Origin of the sequence: Pseudomonas farsensis (assembly GCF_014268805.2) — a bacterium.
GTDB classification, from domain to species: domain Bacteria; phylum Pseudomonadota; class Gammaproteobacteria; order Pseudomonadales; family Pseudomonadaceae; genus Aquipseudomonas; species Aquipseudomonas farsensis.
Window position 1 is genome coordinate 192,088 of record NZ_JABWRF020000001.1, and the last position, 18,331, is coordinate 210,418.

At 62.9% G+C, this 18,331-nt stretch carries 15 protein-coding genes; 12 read left to right on the top strand and 3 right to left on the bottom strand.

Annotated features, from left to right (window positions below; genetic code table 11):
- Positions 1-126: 126 nt before the first annotated feature.
- The 10 genes from HU719_RS00925 (at position 127) to HU719_RS00970 (ending at position 13,281) form a co-directional block, all read left to right on the top strand.
- Positions 127-1,809 carry a fatty acid--CoA ligase gene (locus HU719_RS00925; RefSeq protein WP_186536423.1) on the top strand — a complete coding sequence of 561 codons (1,683 nt, stop codon included), beginning with the start codon at positions 127-129 and terminating at the stop codon, positions 1,807-1,809.
- Positions 1,810-2,133: 324 nt separating this feature from the next.
- Positions 2,134-4,005 (top strand): DUF1302 domain-containing protein, encoded by a 1,872-nt coding sequence (locus HU719_RS00930; protein WP_186520271.1) that lies wholly within the window; start codon positions 2,134-2,136, stop codon positions 4,003-4,005.
- A 26-nt stretch (positions 4,006-4,031) separates the two neighbouring features.
- Positions 4,032-5,396 (top strand): DUF1329 domain-containing protein, encoded by a 1,365-nt coding sequence (locus HU719_RS00935; protein ID WP_186536425.1) that lies wholly within the window; start codon positions 4,032-4,034, stop codon positions 5,394-5,396.
- Between the two features lie 432 nt (positions 5,397-5,828).
- Complete coding sequence (locus HU719_RS00940; protein WP_186536427.1) at positions 5,829-8,546, top strand: winged helix-turn-helix domain-containing protein; 2,718 nt, start codon at positions 5,829-5,831, stop codon at positions 8,544-8,546.
- A gap of 160 nt (positions 8,547-8,706) precedes the next feature.
- Positions 8,707-10,314: a tetratricopeptide repeat-containing response regulator gene (locus HU719_RS00945; RefSeq protein ID WP_186520274.1), complete on the top strand. Its 1,608-nt coding sequence runs from the start codon at positions 8,707-8,709 to the stop codon at positions 10,312-10,314.
- Positions 10,311-11,003 (top strand): sensor histidine kinase, encoded by a 693-nt coding sequence (locus tag HU719_RS00950; protein WP_186520275.1) that lies wholly within the window; start codon positions 10,311-10,313, stop codon positions 11,001-11,003. The genes HU719_RS00945 and HU719_RS00950 overlap by 4 nt, the downstream gene beginning before the upstream one ends.
- Positions 11,004-11,206: 203 nt before the next feature.
- Entirely contained in the window at positions 11,207-11,461 is a 255-nt protein-coding gene (locus HU719_RS00955; protein WP_225917090.1) for an AbrB/MazE/SpoVT family DNA-binding domain-containing protein, read from the top strand.
- A complete protein-coding gene (locus HU719_RS00960) occupies positions 11,458-11,805 on the top strand; it encodes a type II toxin-antitoxin system ChpB family toxin (RefSeq protein ID WP_186520277.1) in 348 nt (115 codons plus the stop codon). Before HU719_RS00955 ends, HU719_RS00960 begins: the two co-directional genes overlap by 4 nt.
- Before the next feature lie 11 nt (positions 11,806-11,816).
- Entirely contained in the window at positions 11,817-12,461 is a 645-nt protein-coding gene (locus HU719_RS00965; RefSeq protein WP_186520278.1) for an MBL fold metallo-hydrolase, read from the top strand.
- Between the two features lie 94 nt (positions 12,462-12,555).
- Positions 12,556-13,281: a YiaD family glycine zipper/OmpA-like lipoprotein gene (locus tag HU719_RS00970; protein WP_186536429.1), complete on the top strand. Its 726-nt coding sequence runs from the start codon at positions 12,556-12,558 to the stop codon at positions 13,279-13,281.
- A 76-nt stretch (positions 13,282-13,357) separates the two neighbouring features.
- Here HU719_RS00970 and pta read toward each other — a convergent pair whose 3' ends face one another.
- Positions 13,358-15,448 (bottom strand): phosphate acetyltransferase, encoded by a 2,091-nt coding sequence (pta, locus tag HU719_RS00975; RefSeq protein WP_186536430.1) that lies wholly within the window; start codon positions 15,446-15,448, stop codon positions 13,358-13,360.
- A gap of 33 nt (positions 15,449-15,481) precedes the next feature.
- A complete protein-coding gene (locus HU719_RS00980; protein ID WP_186536444.1) occupies positions 15,482-15,784 on the bottom strand; it encodes a DUF3565 domain-containing protein in 303 nt (100 codons plus the stop codon).
- On the opposite strand from HU719_RS00980, the gene HU719_RS00985 reads away from it, so the two are divergent.
- Both HU719_RS00985 and HU719_RS00990 read left to right on the top strand, forming a co-directional pair.
- Complete coding sequence (locus tag HU719_RS00985) at positions 15,783-16,268, top strand: FKBP-type peptidyl-prolyl cis-trans isomerase (RefSeq protein WP_016501463.1); 486 nt, start codon at positions 15,783-15,785, stop codon at positions 16,266-16,268. The two genes, HU719_RS00980 and HU719_RS00985, sit on opposite strands and share 2 nt — an antisense overlap.
- A gap of 145 nt (positions 16,269-16,413) precedes the next feature.
- A complete protein-coding gene (locus tag HU719_RS00990; RefSeq protein ID WP_186520281.1) occupies positions 16,414-16,896 on the top strand; it encodes a glutathione peroxidase in 483 nt (160 codons plus the stop codon).
- Here HU719_RS00990 and HU719_RS00995 read toward each other — a convergent pair.
- Positions 16,889-18,082 (bottom strand): glycosyltransferase family 4 protein, encoded by a 1,194-nt coding sequence (locus HU719_RS00995; protein ID WP_186536432.1) that lies wholly within the window; start codon positions 18,080-18,082, stop codon positions 16,889-16,891. The genes HU719_RS00990 and HU719_RS00995 overlap by 8 nt on opposite strands.
- Positions 18,083-18,331: the final 249 nt, after the last annotated feature.

Consider the following 18,331-nt stretch of genomic DNA (forward strand, 5'->3'; position numbering starts at 1 on the left):
GCCGCCGGGCCACGTTTCTCATACCTGGCAAAGCCGAATCATTCCTTTGGCTGATTTGACGGGTGCCTCACCGATCTACAGTAACTGTCTGAAATGTCCGGGCCGTTCTACAGAAAAGGGATCTCTATGTTGCAGACGCGCATCATCAAGCCCGCCGAGGGCGCCTATCAGTACCCTCTGTTGATCAAGCGACTGCTGATGTCGGGTGGTCGTTACGAGAAAACCCGCGAGATCGTCTACCGCGACCAGGTGCGGCTGACTTATCCACAGCTCGCCGAGCGTATCGCGCGCCTGGCCAACGTGCTTAGCGCTGCCGGGGTCAAGGCCGGTGATACCGTGGCGGTGATGGACTGGGACAGCCATCGCTACCTCGAATGCATGTTCGCCATCCCGATGATCGGCGCGGTGGTGCACACCATCAATGTGCGCCTTTCGCCTGAGCAAATTCTGTACACCATGAACCACGCCGAAGACCGCTTCGTGCTGGTCAACAGCGATTTCGTCGGCTTGTACCAGGCCATTGCCGGGCAACTGACCACGGTGGACAAGACCCTGCTGTTGACCGACGGGCCAGGCAAATCAGCCGATTTGCCGGGGCTGGTTGGCGAGTACGAGCAGCTGCTGGCTGCGGCCAGCCCGCACTACGACTTCCCCGACTTTGACGAGAACTCGGTCGCCACCACCTTCTACACCACGGGCACCACCGGCAACCCCAAGGGTGTGTACTTCACCCACCGTCAGTTGGTACTGCACACCCTGGCCGAAACGTCGGTCACCGGCAGTATCGACAGCGTGCGGCTGATCGGCAGCGATGATGTGTACATGCCCATCACCCCGATGTTCCATGTGCACGCCTGGGGCATTCCCTACGCCGCGACCATGCTTGGCATGAAACAGGTGTACCCCGGCCGCTACGAGCCCGACATGCTGGTCAAGCTGTGGCGCGAAGAGAAGGTCACCTTCTCCCATTGTGTGCCGACCATCCTGCAAATGCTGCTCAACTGCCCCAACTCGCAAGGCCAGGACTTCGGCGGCTGGAAAATCATCATTGGCGGCAGCGCACTCAACCGCGCCCTCTACGAGGCGGCGCTGGCGCGCGGCATCCAGCTGACTGCCGCGTATGGCATGTCCGAGACCTGCCCGCTGATCAGCGCCGCGCACCTGAACGACGAACTGCAAGCCGGTAGCGAGCACGAACGCGTCACCTACCGCATCAAGGCCGGGGTGCCGGTGCCGCTGGTCGAGGCGGCCATTGTCGATGGCGACGGCAATTTCCTGCCTGCCGATGGTGAACATCAGGGCGAGCTGGTGCTGCGTGCGCCGTGGCTGACCATGGGCTACTTCAAGGAGCCGGAAAAAAGCGCCGAGCTGTGGCAGGGCGGCTGGCTGCATACCGGGGATGTGGCCACCCTGGACAGCATGGGCTTCATCGATATTCGCGACCGCATCAAGGACGTGATCAAGACCGGCGGTGAGTGGGTGTCCTCGCTGGACCTCGAAGACCTCATCAGCCGCCACGCGGGGGTGCGCGAGGTGGCCGTGGTGGGCGTGCCCGACCCGCAATGGGGTGAGCGGCCATTCGCGCTGATTGTGGTGCGCGAGGGCCAAGTGGTCGATGCGCGTACGCTCAAGGACCATCTCAAGCCGTTCGTCGAGCAGGGCCATATAAACAAGTGGGCCATCCCCAGCCAGATCGCCCTTGTTACTGAAATTCCCAAGACCAGCGTCGGCAAGCTCGACAAGAAGCGTATCCGCCTGGACATCACTGAATGGCAGGCCAGTAACAGCGCATTTCTGTCCACCCTGTAAACGCGAGCGGGCGCGGCTATTTTCAGGCCGTTGCCCACGCTAGAGGGGTTGGTGGCTTGTCAAAGCAAAAAAATGAGCCATGCTTGTGCACGGCGATCATCAGGCGCAATTACCCGGTGCTCGTCGGCCGCACGGAGCGCAAATCACACTTTAGAGGGATCAAGCACCTTTGGCCGCTGGCTATAGTCGGCTCAGGGGATTTTCAGGAATGGGGGAGGCGACGCACGTTGTGCGGCGCTGCGGGCAGGAGCCATGTCACCAGGCGCTCGGGCCGTTTCTGAAGGGACTCACTGCCATAACAATAAAGTACATGGAGTAGCGTCGATGACATCTGCAAACCCGTTCTGGCGCCGGGCCCGACTGCCTTTGGCCGTCAGCCTTGCTTCCACGCTCGCAAGCCCTGCTTTCGCTGTCAGCTTCAACATCGGTGAAATCGAAGGCCAGTTCGACTCGTCGCTCTCTGTCGGCGCCAGCTGGTCCACCGCCAGCCCGAACAAGAACCTCATCGGCGCCAACAATGGCGGCAAGGGGTTGTCGCAAACCTCCGACGACGGTCACTTGAACTTCAAGAAGGGCGAGACCTTCTCGAAGATCTTCAAGGGCATCCACGACCTCGAACTCAAGTACGGCGACACCGGGGTGTTCGTGCGCGGCAAGTACTGGTACGACTTCGAGCTCAAGGATGAACACCGCGAGTTCAAGGACATCAGTGACTCCAACCGCAAAGAGGGCGCGCAGTCCTCGGGCGGCGAGATTCTCGATGCGTTCGTCTACCACAACTATTCCATCGGCGACATGCCGGGCTCGGTGCGCTTCGGCAAGCAGGTGGTCAGCTGGGGTGAAAGCACCTTCATTGGCGGCGGTATCAACTCCATCAACCCGATCGACGTATCGGCATTCCGCCGCCCCGGCTCCGAGGTGAAGGAAGGGCTGATTCCGGTCAACATGTTCTATGTCTCCCAGAGCCTGACCGACAACCTGTCGGCCGAGGCCTTCTACCAGGTGGAGTGGGACCAGACTGTCGTCGACAACTGCGGTACGTTCTTCTCGCAGCCGGACATCATTGCCGATGGCTGTACCGACAACCTGCGGGTGCTGAGCAGCGCCCGTACGCTGAACGGCTTGCCTGCAGGCGTCCGTGGTCTGCTCGCCGCCAACGGCGTGAACTACAACGACGAAGGCGTGCTGGTCAGGCGCGGCGCCGATCGTGACGCGCGCGACAGCGGCCAATTTGGCGTTGCCTTCCGCTATATGTTCGAGCCGCTCGACACCGAGTTCGGCGCCTACTTCATGAACTACCACAGCCGCGCGCCGATCTTCAGCGCCACCGGCGCTTCGCAGGGAGTCTTCGACCGTATTGCAGCACTGCCGGCAAACCTGCAGGCGCTTATAGTGGCGGGCAATTCGCAGTATTTCGTCGAGTACCCGGAAGACATTCGCCTGTACGGCCTGAGCTTCTCCACCACGTTGCCCACCGGCACTGCCTGGAGCGGTGAACTCAGCTACCGGCCCAACGCCCCGGTGCAACTGAACTCAACCGATATCCTGTTCGCAGGTGTGACGCCGATTGGCGGCTTCAACGATGCTTCGGTGCTCAAGGGCACGCCAGGGCAAGACCTGCATGGTTACCGGCGTAAAGAGATCACCCAGTTCCAGACCACATTCACCCACTTCCTGGACCAGGTAATGGGCGCCAGCCGCCTCACCCTCGTCGGCGAAGTCGGCGTCACTTACGTGGGCGGGCTCGAAAGCACCAGCAAGGCGCGCTACGGCCGCGACCCGGTCTACGGCCCAGGGGAGCTGCCCAACGGCACCTGCCAGACCCTGAACGCCGGCACCATTGGTGGCTCGGGCCTGGGTACATCGACCGCCAACCTGTCGCGTAACTGCAACAGCGATGGCTTCACCACCAGCACCTCCTGGGGCTACCGTGCCCGTGCCATCTGGGAGTACCCGGATGTGTTCTCGGGGGTCAACCTCAAGCCTAGCGTGGCCTGGTCCCACGACGTGTCTGGCTACTCGCCAGGCCCAGGTGCCAACTTCGAGGAAGGCCGCAAGGCAGTCAGCCTGGGCCTGGACGCCGAGTATCAGAACACCTACACGGCGAGCCTTTCGTACACCAACTTCTTCGATGGCAAGTACACAACCGTAGATGACCGCGACTTCGTCGCCCTCAGCTTCGGCGTGAACTTCTAAGCCCACTGATTCAGGACGACAACCGTATGAAAATGACCACACGACTACTGCAGGCCGGTGTCTTGGGCATGTCCTTGCTGGCGACCAGCGTCATGGCGGCGGTGTCTGCCGACCAGGCGGCCAAGCTGGGTTCCACGCTGACGCCGATGGGGGCAGAAAAGGCCGGCAACGCCGACGGCTCCATCGGCCCTTGGGAGCCGCTGGGCAAAACTGCCGGCAGTGTCGATGGCAAAGGTTTCCTGTCCGATCCCTATGCCAGCGAAAAGCCGCTGTTCACCATCACTGCGCAGAACGCCGAGCAGTACAAGGACAAACTGTCGCCCGGCCAGATGGCCATGCTCAAACGCTACCCCGACAGCTACAAGATCCCGGTGTACAAAACCCACCGTGGCGCCACGGTGCCTGATGATGTGTTCGCCGCCATCAAGGAAAACGCCACCAAAACCACCCTGGTAGAAGGTGGCAACGGCCTGAACAACTTCCGCACTGCGGTGCCGTTTCCGATCCCCAAAGACGGTCTGGAAGTCATCTGGAACCACATCACCCGCTACCGTGGCGGCAGCGTCACGCGTTTGGTGACCCAGGCCACGCCGCAGCAAAACGGCTCCTACAGCCTGGTGTACTTCCAGGACCAGTTCGTGTTCCGCGACCGCATGAAGGACTACGACCCGGCCAACCCCGGCAACATCCTGTTCTACTTCAAACAGGAGGTGACCGCCCCGGCGCGCCTGGCCGGCACCGTGCTGCTGGTGCACGAGACCCTCGACCAGGTCAAGGAGCCGCGCAAGGCCTGGATCTACAACGCCGGCCAGCGCCGCGTGCGCCAGGCGCCGCAAGTGTCGTATGACGGGCCGGGTACCGCCGCCGACGGTCTGCGTACCTCGGACAACCTGGACATGTTCAACGGTGCGCCCGACCGCTACGACTGGAAGCTTGAGGGCAAGAAAGAACTGTACATCGCCTCCAACGCTTTCAAACTGGATGACCCGAAGCTCAAATACGCCGACATCATCAAGGCCGGCCATATCAACCAGGACCTCTCGCGCTATGAGCTGCGCCGTGTTTGGCATGTGGTGGCAACCCTCAAGCCTGGGCAGCGGCATATCTACGCCAAGCGTGACTTCTACATCGACGAGGACACCTGGCAGGCCGCGGTGATCGACCAGTACGATGGCCGCAACCAGCTGTGGCGGGTGTCTGAGGCGCATGCCCAGCCGTATTACGCCAACCAGGTGCCGTGGTATACCCTGGAAGCCATCTACGACCTGCAATCGGGCCGTTACCTGGCACTGGGCATGAAAAACGAAGAAAAGCGCGCTTACGACTTCGGCTTTACTGCCAGCAAAGCTGACTTCCAACCCGCGGCACTGCGCCAGTCCGGGGTGCGCTAAGCCTGTTGCAGGCTTCTGACCGATCCGGGGCCGCGATGCGGCCCCGTTTGCGTCATGGGTCTCTACACAATTTCTCGCTCAGACATATTTCATTGTGGTGAGCGGGCTCGCCCCGCGTTGGGCTGCGAAGCAGCTCTAAAACCTATCTCTGTCAAAGTATTCACACACCGGTATCCCTCAGGGCTGCTCCGCAGCCCAACGCGGGGCAAGCCCGCTCGCCACAACAACTTGTGCTCCTGCGCCGCGCCAAAGTTGCGTAGAGACCAATGCTGGCTTATGGCCGGTTATCCGGCCCGCTGATGTCGATCAGCGTTGTTGCGTTTTGTCGTAGTCTTTTTGTGCAAATCGCGGCCATTGCCTTCAAATGCGCTGTTTTTGCCGCTAGTCTCGCAACATCCGTACCGACGAAGTTTCCATCAGAACGAGCCGGCCATGACTGATCTGTCCCGTATGCATGGAGTCGCCAGCCAGGCCATTGGCCTGCTGGACGGGCGTTTCTATCGGCCACCGCTGCCAGAGGCGCACGTCCCCCGGCCACGCCTTTGCCAGCGCTTGAGCACCGGCCTTGCAGGGCGCTTGTTGTTGGTAAGCGCGCCGGCAGGCTTTGGCAAAAGCTCCCTGGCCATCGAGTTCTGCCAGGCGCTGCCCAGCCATTGGCGCAGCCTGTGGCTGGGTTTGAGCCAGCGCGATGCCGACCCCGGCCGTTTTCTTGAGCGTTTGCTCGAAGGCCTGCAGCAGTTCTGCCCGGCGTTGGGCGGCCAAGCGATGGGCTTGCTGAAAATGCGCCAGCGCCATCAACCCTTCGCCTTTGAAGAATGGCTTGATGGCCTGCTCGATGAGCTGGCGCTGTACCTGCAGCCCGACACCCCTCTGCTGCTGGTGCTTGACGACTATCACCTGGCTCAGGGGTCGGTGCTCGACCGCTGCCTGCAGTTTTTCCTCAACCACCTGCCAGCAGGCCTGGCCCTGTTGGTGACCAGCCGGCAGCGCCCCGACTGGCACCTGGCGCGGCTGCGGCTATCGCGGCAGTTGGTCGAACTCAACGAGCAGGACCTGCGCCTGACCCCGGACGAAGCCCTGGCGGTGATCGGTCGGCAGCCCACCGGGCTGCGCGGCCAGGCTCTGGACAACCTCATCCAGCGCAGCGACGGCTGGGTGGCGGGCTTGCGTTTCTGGCAACTGGCCGCCAGCGAGTCGGGTGAAGACGGTGCCTTGCCGCAAGCCCTGCATGGCGGCGAGGGCCTGATCCGCGACTATCTGCTCGAAGAAGTGATCGATATTCTGCCCGCCCATGTGCAGGCATTTCTTTACGATACCGCCTGCCAGGAGCGCTTCTGCGCCGACCTGTGCGACGCGCTGCGTGAACGCGTGGACAGCGCTGAGGTTCTTCACTACCTGCAAGCCCACCAAGTGTTTCTGGTGCCGCTTGACGAGCATGGCCGGTGGTTCCGCTACCACCACCTGTTTTCCGATTTGCTGCGTAGCCGCCAGAGCAGTGAGCCGCTGGTCAGTCTGCACCTGCGCGCCTGCCGCTGGTTCCAAGCCCAGGGCCTGCTCGACGAGGCCGTTGAACAGGCCTTGCGCGCCGGCCACCTCGATGTTGCGGCAGACCTGGTGCAGAGCCTCTCTGAAGAACAACTGCTGGCCGAGCAGAACGTCGGCATGTTGCTGCGCTGGAAAATGGACCTCCCCGACAGCCTGCTGATCAGCACGCCGCGGCTGATCGTGCTGTACAGCTGGGCACTGGGCCTGGCCTGCCAACTGGACGCCGCCGAAGAGCTGGCGGCTCATCTCAGCCGGTTTCTGCCAGCGCCATCGGCCACTGCGCAGCGCTCCATGCTGGCCCAGTGGCTGGCGCTGAGCGGGGTCATCGCTCGCGGGCGAGGGGATCGCCAGCGCACGCTTGCGTACTGCGGCGAAGCCCTGCAAACCTTGCCGTTAAAACGCTATGGGCAGCGCCTGGTCTGCCTGTCGACCCTGTCCAACCTGGCCATTGCCGACGGCGATTTCTGGCGCGCCCGGGGCTGGAACCGCGAGGCGCTGGAGCTGGCCCAGCGGGTCGGCAACCCGCTGTTCGAAGCCCTGGCCCATTACGACCGGGCGCGGGTGCTGCATGCCCGTGGCGAAGTGCTCAGGGCCCTGGACGAGGTGCACCAGGGCCTGCAGCGCTTGCAGGGGCTGTCGGCGCAGCGCCTTTATGCGGTACGCGCTCGGCTGACGCTCTATGAGGGTTATCTGCTGGCCACGCGCCTGCAGCCGGCGCAGGCGCGAGCCCGCTTGCGTGCGGGGCTTAGCGAAGCGCGGGCGTGTCGCGATATAAGCGTGTTGATCGGGCACTGCGTGATCGCTTCGCTGGACGGGCGCGAAGGCCGCTTTGCCGAAGCCTTCGCCGAGTTGGCCGAGGCCGAGCGGCTGATGCATATCTGGGATGTGCCGCCGATTTTCTACCTGGCCATGATCACCTTGGTGAAGTGCGAGCTGTGGCTGGCCCAGGGGCGCACGGACCTTGCCGAATCGTGGTTGTTGCGCCTGGGCCAGACCTACGGCGGCCAGCAACCCGCCGCTGCGCCTGAATTCCACCCTTTGCTGCCTTTGCATATCGAACTGCAGCGCGCGTTGCTTGAGCAGGTGCTGGGGCGCATCGCTGACGCCGAAGCGCGGCTGCATGGGCTGGCGGTACGGGGGCAGGGCAGTGGCGGCCTGGCCTTGGCGGTGTGTGGGTTGTGCCAGTTGGTGAGTTTGCTGCTGGCGCAGGGCCGTGAACAGCAGGCCAGCGAGTGCCTGATGCAGGCGCTAGATGCTGCGCAGGGTGGCGTGCTGCAGGCCTTCCAGCGGTTGATTGAGGGCCACCCGCAGTGGTTGCGCGAACAACTTGCCCCACGCACCCAGTGCGCGCTCAGGGGCGATCTGCTGGCGCGCCTGCCCGAGCTGCCAGAGGTGCCGAACAGCGGCGCAGAAAGCCTGAGCGGCCGAGAGCTTGCGGTACTGGAGCTGATCGCCCAGGGCTGTTCCAACCAACAGATCAGCGAGCGGTTGTTCATTTCGCTGCACACGGTCAAGACCCACGCCAGCCATATCAACAGCAAGCTCGGCGTAGAGCGGCGTACCCAGGCGGTGGCGCGGGCCAAGGCCTTGGGGTTGTTGGCCTAGCGGTAGCCGTGCAGCGCAGGGCCGGCTACAATAATGGCTACGTGCCACTAGTTTTGCGCGGCCTTTCAGGCCTCATCTTTCACGATGCGCTGCCGATATATTCTCGGCGGTACGCGTCGCTACGCGCTTTTTTTCAATTATTTCAATACAGGTCGTCTTGATGCTGCAGTACGGGCAAAAAAGCTTTCTGATCGTCGACGACTTCACCGACTTTCGTACCTCTACGCGCTCGATGCTGCGCGAACTGGGTGTGCGCGACGTAGACACCGCCGACAGCGGCGAGCAGGCGCTGCGCATGTGCGGGCAGAAGCGCTACGACTTCGTGCTTCAGGATTTTCACCTGGGCGACGGCAAGAAGAACGGCCAGCAGGTGCTCGAAGACCTGCTGCTCGACAAGCTGATCAGCCATGAATGCGTGTTCATCATGGTGACCGCCGAGAGTAGCCAGGCCATCGTGCTCAGCGCCATCGAGCATGAACCGGATGCCTACCTGACCAAACCGTTCAACCGCGTGGGGCTTGCCCAGCGGCTGGAAAAACTGGTGCAGCGCAAAACCTTGCTCAAACCGATCCTGCAGGCCCTTGACCGCGGCCAGCCGGCCCAGGTGCTGGTGGCTTGCGCCGAACTGTGCAAACAGGACCCGCGCTTCGCCCCACTGTGCCTGCGCTACCGCGCCGACGCCCTGCGCGACCTCAACCGGTTCGATGAGTTGGAGAAGTTCCTCAAGGGCATCCTCGCCAGCCGGCCACAGCCATGGGTGTATGCGGCACTGGGCAACCTGATGCTCAAGCGCGGCCAGCATGCCCAGGCCCAAGGTGTGTTCGAGCAGGCGCTCAAGGCTTTCCCGATCATGCCCAGCCTCTACGACGGGATGGCCGAAGCCTTGATCGCCCAGGGCGAGAGCAAGCGCGCCCAGCATATGCTCGAAGAAGCGGTGCGCTTGTCGCCGCTGGCAGTACGCCGGCAGGCCGCGCTGGGTAAGCTGGCGCTGGAAAACGCCGACTTCGACAGCGCTTCCAAGGCGTTCCGCCATGCGGTAAGCCAAGGCCAGAGTTCGCGCTACAAGAGCGCCGAAAGCAACCTGGGCCTGGCCCAGGCCCTGATGAACAAGAACGTCGGCAACGGCCTCGATGCCCGGACTCGGGTTGAAATCAATACCGTGCTCAGCGAAGTGGCCAAGGAGCATGTCGAGGACCAGGGCCTGCAAGTGCGCGCACGGCTGATGAAAGCCGCCAGCCTGCAGCAGGCCGGCGATGCCGAAACCGCAGCCAAGCTCACCGAGCAGGCGATGCAGCGGCTTGAGAAGATGGACCAGTTCTTCTCGGTAGAGGCTGCGCTGACGGTGGCCAAGCAGTTGCAGCAGCTCGGCCAGGACGCGGCAGGCAGCTCGATTCTCAAAGGTTGTGTCGAAACCTACGGCGACGACCCCAAGGTGATGCAGAGCGTCGCCAAGCTGACCGACGACCCGACAGTGCTGGGGGCGGTGACCGAGGCGGTCGACCTGAACCGCCAAGGCGTGCGCAGTTATCAGGGCGGCCAGCTCAGCGAAGCCCTTGGCATGTTCCGCAAGGCCCTGGCATTGCAGCCCAAGAACATCAGTATCGCCCTCAACACCGCCCAGGCGCTGTTGCGCATCGGTGGTGAGGTGACCCCGCCGGCGCTGTTGCAAGAGTGTCGCAACTGCCTGACCAGCGTGGGCGGTATTCCCAAGAGCGACAGCCGCTATGAGCGCTATCGCAAGTTGCATCTGCGGGTATTCGGCGCATGAGTCAGGACAATCAGGGGCTGGATTTTTCCACGGTGATTGCCTCCACCGTGCATGACCTGAAAAACTCGTTGTCGGTGCTGATCCAGACCCACAACCAGTGGCTGGCGCGCCTGCCTGCAGAGCTGCAGGGCGGCACCGAGCAGGGCATCATGGAGCACGAGTTCAGCCACCTCAACGGCATGCTGGTGCAACTGCTGGGCCTTTACAAGCTGGGCGTCAACCAGTTGCCGGTGTGCCCGGACTACCACGAGCTGGACGACTTCATCGAAGCCCAGCTCGCCGCCCAGCAAGAGGTGTTGCTGCACCGCGATATCCTTGCTACCTGGCGCATCGACACCGCCAGCCCGCTGGGCTTCTTCGACCGCGAACTGGTGGCCTCGGTGGTCGGCAACGTGCTGACCAACGCCACGCGCTACGCCGGCCACGCATTGCTGATCAGCATCGAGGAGGAGGGCGAGCAACTGGTAATCAGCGTCAACGACGACGGCACCGGTTATCCACAGCGCATGCTCGAGCGCCAGCACGACTATGTACAAGGCATCGACGCGCAGAGCGGCAGCACCGGCCTCGGCCTGTACTTCGCCGCCCGCATCGCTGCGCTGCACGAGCGCAACGGCGTGCGCGGGCGCATCGAGATCGCCAACGGCGGGGCCTTGGGGGGCGGGTTGTTCAGGTTGTATCTGCCCTGAGTGCCGGCGCTTGGATATGCGTGGCAAACAGCGCGGTGTTACCATTTTTAAGCTGTTTCCCAAGATCGCGTAGGATGCATCCTGCTCGTACTAGATGGGCTTTTGCAAAGCTTCGTAGGGTGACAATGTAGATACTTCGTTTCTACATTTCACTTGCTTTGAGCGGGAGCGTTTCTACTATGTATCTACCTTGGGAGATACTTATGCAGATCAAAATTCAGCAATGGGGCAATAGCGCAGCTATTCGTTTGCCTGCCGCGGTTCTCAAGCAATTGCGTCTGGGAGTTGGTTCCACCCTTAGCCTGGACACGGCCGGTGAAACGTTGGTTCTCAAACCGGTCAGGCCGAGGCCGCAGTACACGTTGGATGAACTTATGGCGCAGTGCGACTTTGACGCGCCTGAGCCCGAAGACATGTCCGAATGGAACGCGATGCGTCCGGTGGGGCGTGAGGTATGAGGCGGGGACGGTTTGCCAGAGGTGACATTGTCCAGATCTGCCTTGATCCCACCGTGGGTCGGGAGCAGCAAGGAGCCAGCAGGCCGGCACTGGTGTTGACTCCTGGCTCATTTAACATTTCAGGGCTTGCTGTAATCGCACCTATATCCCAGGGTGGCGATTTTGCGAGGCATGCAGGCTTTGCGGTGACATTGAGCGGCGCGGGAACGCTGACGCAGGGCGTCATGCTCTGCAACCAGATTCGAAGCGTAGACCTTACAGCGAGAAACGCCGTGCGTGTCGAGTCCGTCCCCGAAGCGGTAATACTGGATGCACTTGCGCGCGTTCAGACACTCTTTGACTGATGAGTCCCCCCATGCAAAACCTACCGGTATCGCTCATCCGCGAAACGTTCCCCGTCGGCCCGTTGCAGTGCAACTGCACGCTGATCGGCGATCCGCTGACTAAAAAAGCCATCGTCGTCGACCCGGGCGGTGACGAGCAGAAGATCCTCGCCCGCCTGCAGCACCATGGCCTGACGCTGGTGAGCATCATCCACACCCATGCCCACTTCGACCATTTTCTCGCCTCGGGGCGCCTGAAGGCGTTGACCGGTGCCACGCTGCATCTGCACAAGGATGACCAGCCGCTGTGGGACAACCTTGAAATGCAGTGCCAGATGTTCGGCGTGCCCTACACCCCGGTCCCGGCGCCAGACCGCTGGCTGGCCGATGACGAGGAACTGGCCTGTGGCTGTGGCGTGGCGCTGCATACGCCCGGTCATACGCCTGGCTCGATGAGCTTCTGGTTCGCCGAACACAAGCTGCTGATTGCCGGTGACACGTTGTTCCGCCGGGGGGTTGGCCGGACCGATTTGTGGGGGGGCGATCAACGGGCTATCGTTCGTTCCATCAAGGAGCGGCTGTACCGTCTGGATGAAGAGGCCATCGTGGTGACCGGCCATGGCCCGGATACCCGCCTCGGCGAAGAAATGCGCGAGAACCCATTCGTGCGTGCCTGAAGTTTCATGGAATCTTTGCGCTTCGCTGTGATCCAAGCCCGGCACAGATCCGTATGCGATCCGCTGTACTTATGAATTCAGTAGGAGCTTGTCCATGTTCACCATGCGTCGTCTGATTATTGTCGCAACCGCCGCCGCGCTGATGTCCGGCTGCGCCAGCCCCAACCCCTATGACGGCCAGAGCCAGGGGCAGGAACAGGGTTCCGGTGGCATGAGCAAAACAGCCAAGTACGGCGGGCTGGGCGCGCTGGCAGGTGCCATTGCCGGCGCTGCCATCGACCATAACCACCGTGGCAAAGGCGCGCTGATTGGCGCCGCTGCCGTGGGCGCTGCCGCTGCGGGCTACGGCTACTACGCCGACAAGCAGGAAGCCGAGCTGCGCGCGAAAATGGCCAACACGGGCGTTGAAGTGCAGCGCCAGGGTGACCAGATCAAGCTGATCATGCCGGGCAACATTACCTTCGCCACTGATTCTGCGAACATTTCGCCAAGCTTCTATGCGCCACTGAACAACCTGGCCAACTCGTTCAAGCAGTTCAACCAGAACACCATCGAAGTGGTTGGCTTCACCGACAGCACCGGCAGCCGCCAGCACAACATGGACCTGTCGCAGCGCCGCGCCCAGTCGGTCAGCACCTACCTGACCTCGCAAGGTGTCGATGCTTCGCGGGTGAGCGTGCGTGGCATGGGCCCGGACCAGCCGATTGCCAGCAACGCCGATGCCAATGGCCGCGCGCAGAACCGCCGCGTCGAGGTCAACCTCAAGCCGATTCCTGGCCAGCAGTATGACCAGCAGGGCACTGTGCAGCAGTATCCCTGAGCCGCTTGGCTGAAACTGATCGCGGGGCCAGCCCGCTCCCACAAGTTTGTGGGAGTGGCCTGGCCCCGCGATTTTTTTAGCGCACGTTGCTGGCCTGGATCGCGGTCAGCGCGATGGTATGCACGATGTCATCCACCTGCGCCCCGCGCGGCAGGTCGTTCACCGGCTTGCGCAGGCCCTGCAGCATCGGCCCCAGGCTGACGCAATCGGCGCTGCGCTGCACCGCCTTGTGGGTGGTGTTGCCTGTATTGAGGTCGGGGAACACGAATACCGTGGCGCGCCCGGCCACCGGGCTTGAAGGCGCCAGTTGGCGAGCGATGTCCGGGTTGGCGGCAGCGTCGTACTGCAACGGGCCGTCGATCAGCAGGCCGTGCTCGGCCAAGTGCGCAAGGCGGGTGGCCTCACGGACTTTTTCCACTTCCTCGTCGCTTGCGGCCGAATCGCTTGAATAACTGAGCATGGCCACCCGCGGCGCAATGCCGAACGACTCGGCAGACTCGGCGCTTTGCCGGGCAATCTCGGCAAGCTCCGCGGCGCTTGGGTGCGGGTTCATCACGCAGTCGCCGTACACCAGCACCTGGTCCGGGAACAGCATGAAGAACACCGACGACACAAGGCTTGCGCCCGGCGCGGTCTTGATCAACTGCAGGGCCGGGCGGATGGTATTGGCGGTGGAATGCACCAGGCCCGAAACCAGCCCGTCGACCTCGCCGAGGGCGAGCATCATGGTGCCGATCACCACGGGGTCTTCAAGTTGCTGCTCGGCCATCGGCGCGTTGAGGTTCTTGCTCTTGCGCAGCTCGACCATTGGCTCGACGTAGCGGGCGCGGATCAGCTCAGGGTCGAGTACTTCAAGATCCGGCGGCAGGCTGATGCCCTGGGCGCGAGCGACGGCGGCCACCTCATCGGGCTTGGCCAGCAGCACGCAGCGGGCGATACCCCGCGCCTGGCACAAGGCGGCAGCCTGCACCATCAGCGGCTCGGCGCCTTCGGGCAGGACGATGCGCTTGTTGGCCTGCTGAGCGCGCTGGATCAATTGATAGCGGAACACCGCCGGCGACAGGCGCAGCTCGCGTGGGGTGCCGCAGCGTTGATGCAGCCATGCCGCGTCCAGGTGGGTGGCAACGAAATCGGTGATGAATTCGGCGCGCTCGCGGTCATCCACCGGGATTTCCCGGTTCAGCGAGTTGAGCTGGTTGGCGGTGTCGTAGGAGCCGGTGCTCACTGAAAGTATCGGCAACCCGGCCTGCAACGCGCCCCGGCACAGTTCCAGGATGCGGGGGTCGGGCTTGCTGTCGCTGGTCAGCAGCAGGCCGGCCAGCGGCACGCCGTTGATCGCCGCCAGGCTCACCGCCAGGATGATGTCGTCACGGTCGCCCGGGGTCACCACCAAGGTGCCGGAGGTCAGCAGCGGCACGGTGTTGGCCACGGTGCGTGCGCAGATGATGATCTTGTTCATGCGCCGCTGTTCGTAGTCGCCGGCGTTGAGCACCTGGGCGCCGAGCAGATCGGCCACGTCACGAGTACGCGGGGCGTTGAGTTCAGCCTGCCAGGGGATGCAGCCGAGCAGGCGGAAGTCGTTGCCGCGCAGCAGCGGCGAGTGCTCGCGCAGGCGCGTGGCGAATTCGGCCATGCTCTCGTCGGTGCGGACTTTGTTGAGAATCACCCCGAGCACTTTAGGGTCGCGCGGGCCGCCGTACAGCTGGGCCTGCAACTCGACCCGGCCGGAAAGCTCGCTGAGCACTTCGTTTTCGGGGGCCGAGACCAGGATCACCTCGGCGTCCAGGCTCTTGGCCAGGTGCAGGTTGACCCGCGCGGCGTAGCTGGCATGGCGGGTGGGCACCATGCCCTCGACCACCACCACATCCTTGCCGACGCAGGCCTGCTGGTACAGGCGGATGATTTCTTCAAGCAACTCGTCCAGCTGGCCGTCGCCCAGCATGCGCTCGACATGGCCCAGGCTCAGCGGGGTTGGCGGCTTGATGCCGTGGGTACGGGCAACCAGCTCGCTGGAGCGTTCCGGGCCGGTGTCGCCAGGGTGTGGCTGGGCGATGGGCTTGAAGAACCCGACCTTGAGCCCTGCGCGCTCCAGGGTGCGGACCAGGCCCAGGCTGATGGAGGTGAGGCCCACACCGAAATCGGTCGGTGCGATGAAAAATGTCTGCATGGGTGCTTCTCGAAATAAGCGCTGCAAGAAAAATCAGTGTTCAAGGGTAGCGCTAACCACCCCTTGCGCGCACCAGCCGCAGGCAAATGCCTGGCCGATACGGCGCTGGCGCTCGGCGCTGTCGAGCACCCAGGGCCGGGCTTGCCAGGGCGGTTGATGGCGCAGGTGCTGGGTGTGGCCGCAGGAAAGTGCCACGACCCAATGGCCGTCCTGGTCTTGATCGAACCCTGTGATCAGACTGACGGGCGTCCCTTCGCCCATGGTCGGTTCGCAATCGGGCGATGCGTTGGTTACACTTCCACGCTCTACTTTCTTTTGCAAAAGGTCTTGCCCCATGCTGATCGCCGCCAACAAGGCAGTCTCCATCGACTATACCCTGACCAACGACGCCGGGGAGACCATCGACAGCTCCGCCGGTGGCGCCCCGCTGGTTTACCTGCACGGTGCCGGCAACATCATCCCAGGCCTGGAAAAAGCCCTGGAAGGCAAGCAGGCCGGTGACGAGCTGAACGTTTCCATCGAGCCAGAAGACGCCTACGGCGAATACCTGGCCGAGCTGGTCAGCACCCTGAACCGCAGCCTGTTCGAAGGCGTCGACGAGCTGGAAGTCGGCATGCAGTTCCACGCCTCGGCGCCGGACGGCCAGATGCAGATCGTCACCATCCGTGACCTCGACGGCGACGACGTCACCGTTGACGGCAATCACCCACTGGCCGGTCAGCGTCTGACCTTCCAGGTCAAAGTGGTCGATGTTCGTGATGCCAGCGAAGAAGAAATCGCTCACCGTCACATCCACGGTGAAGGTGGCCATCACCACTGATTTTCTGCGCTACGCTCAGAGAGTCGCCAGGCGCTCGGGCAAGCCGTTGCAGCCCTCCTCGGGAGGGTCGACGGCTTGGCCGCGCGCCTTTTTAGTGGGCGCGATTCGCCCTTGCGACCACCAGGAACCTCAGAGGGGATAGATCATGAGTGCATTTCACGAGCTGACGTTGAAAGCGCTGAACGGCGACGATCTGCCGCTGGCTCCGTTCAAGGGCCAGGTGGTGCTGGTTGTCAACGTTGCCTCCAAGTGTGGCCTGACGCCGCAATACGCTTCACTGGAAAAACTGCACCAGCAGTACAAGAGCAAAGGGTTCAATGTGCTGGGCTTGCCGTGCAACCAGTTTGCCGGGCAGGAGCCTGGCAGCGAACAGGACATTCAGGCGTTTTGTGCCCTCAACTACGGGGTCAGCTTCCCGCTGGGCGCCAAACTTGAGGTCAACGGCCCGCAGCGCCACTCGCTGTATCGCCTGTTGGCGGGGGAGGGCGCGGAGTTTCCGGGTGATATCAGCTGGAATTTCGAAAAGTTTCTGGTGGGCAAGGACGGCCGCGTGCTGGCGCGCTTTTCCCCGCGCACTGCGCCGGACGACCCAGGCGTGGTGCAGGCCATCGAGAAAGCGCTTAGCTGATGTCGGGCGTCACCCTGGCGGAGGGTGACGCAACCGCCATGCCCTCGCGGCAGGCCTGCTGCAAGTAACCTTCGAACTGCTCGATGATTGCCGGCCAGCCCTGGCGGCTGGCGTGCTGGCGGGCATTCAGGCGTACCCGGCGCAATGTCTCGTCCTGTTCGAGCAGCCAGCAAGCGGCATCGATGAACGCCGCCTGATCCCCCGGCATCGCCAACGCGCCACTGTGGCCATGGCGAATATGCTGGGCTGCGGCAGCTTCGTCATAGGCCACAACTGCCAACCCCGAGGCCAGCGCCTCAAGCACCACGTTGCCGAAGGTTTCGGTCAGGCTGGGAAACAGGAACATATCGCCGCTGGCGTAATGTTCGGCCAACACCTCGCCGCGCTGGGCACCGCAAAAAAGCGTATCGGGCCACTGCTGCTCAAGGTTTGTCCGTAACGGGCCGTCGCCGACCACAATCAGGCGCATCCGGCGCTGTGGGTAAGTCTTCTGCAGTTGCAGCAGGCACGGGCGCAGCAGCGCCAGGTTCTTTTCAGCGGCGATTCGCCCCACATAGAGCAGCGCAATGTCATCCGCGCCGAGGCCCCATTGCTCACGCAGCGCGACGCTGCGCCGGGCCGGGTTGAACAGGCAGGCATCTACGCCGCGTGCCATCAGCCCGAGCCGCTCGAAACCCCGCCGTTCCAGCTCCAGGTGCTGGCTGGCGCTGGGCACCAGGGTGATCGCGGTACGCCGATGGAACCAGCGCAGGTAGTGGGTGAGCATCCGCGTCAGCAGCCCCAGGCCGTACTGCCCGCAATATTGCGCAAAATTGGTGTGAAAACCGCTGACCACCGGGATACCCAGGCGCCGCGCCGCGCGCAGCGCGCTCAGCCCAAGCGGCCCCTCGGTAGCGATATACAGCACATCCGGGCGCTGCCGGCGCCAGCGCCGCCACAGCGTGTGCATCGACAACTCGCCCCATTGCAACCCAGGGTAACCTGGCACTGGCCAGCCCCGGCACAGCAGCAGGTCATCGGTGTGTGCCGTGTCTGAGTCGCTGGGCTGGCGCGGGCGAACCAGCTCGACCTGATGGCCACGCGAACGCAGCCCATCGCTCAACCGACCCAGGGTATTGGCCACGCCATTTATTTCCGGCGGGAAGGTTTCGCTGACCAGGGTAATGCGCATGGGCGGTGTGTTCATGGGGCAAAGTCTGCGCCGCTCGGGTTGCGCTCATGTGGCGTTTTTGTGACGAGCAGGTGACGCCAAATAACCAGCGCAAAACGGGTAGTCTTGCGCACCTTTTTTTTGCGCAAGGTCAATCAAGCTTTACCCGCCCGAGCCGATGCAAATGCATTCGCCTATAGGTGTACGCTCCGGGAGAGCGGTGATGTTCAACAGCAAACTGAAGCAAGAAATCCAGCAACTGCGTGAAGAGCTATTGTCGGTCGA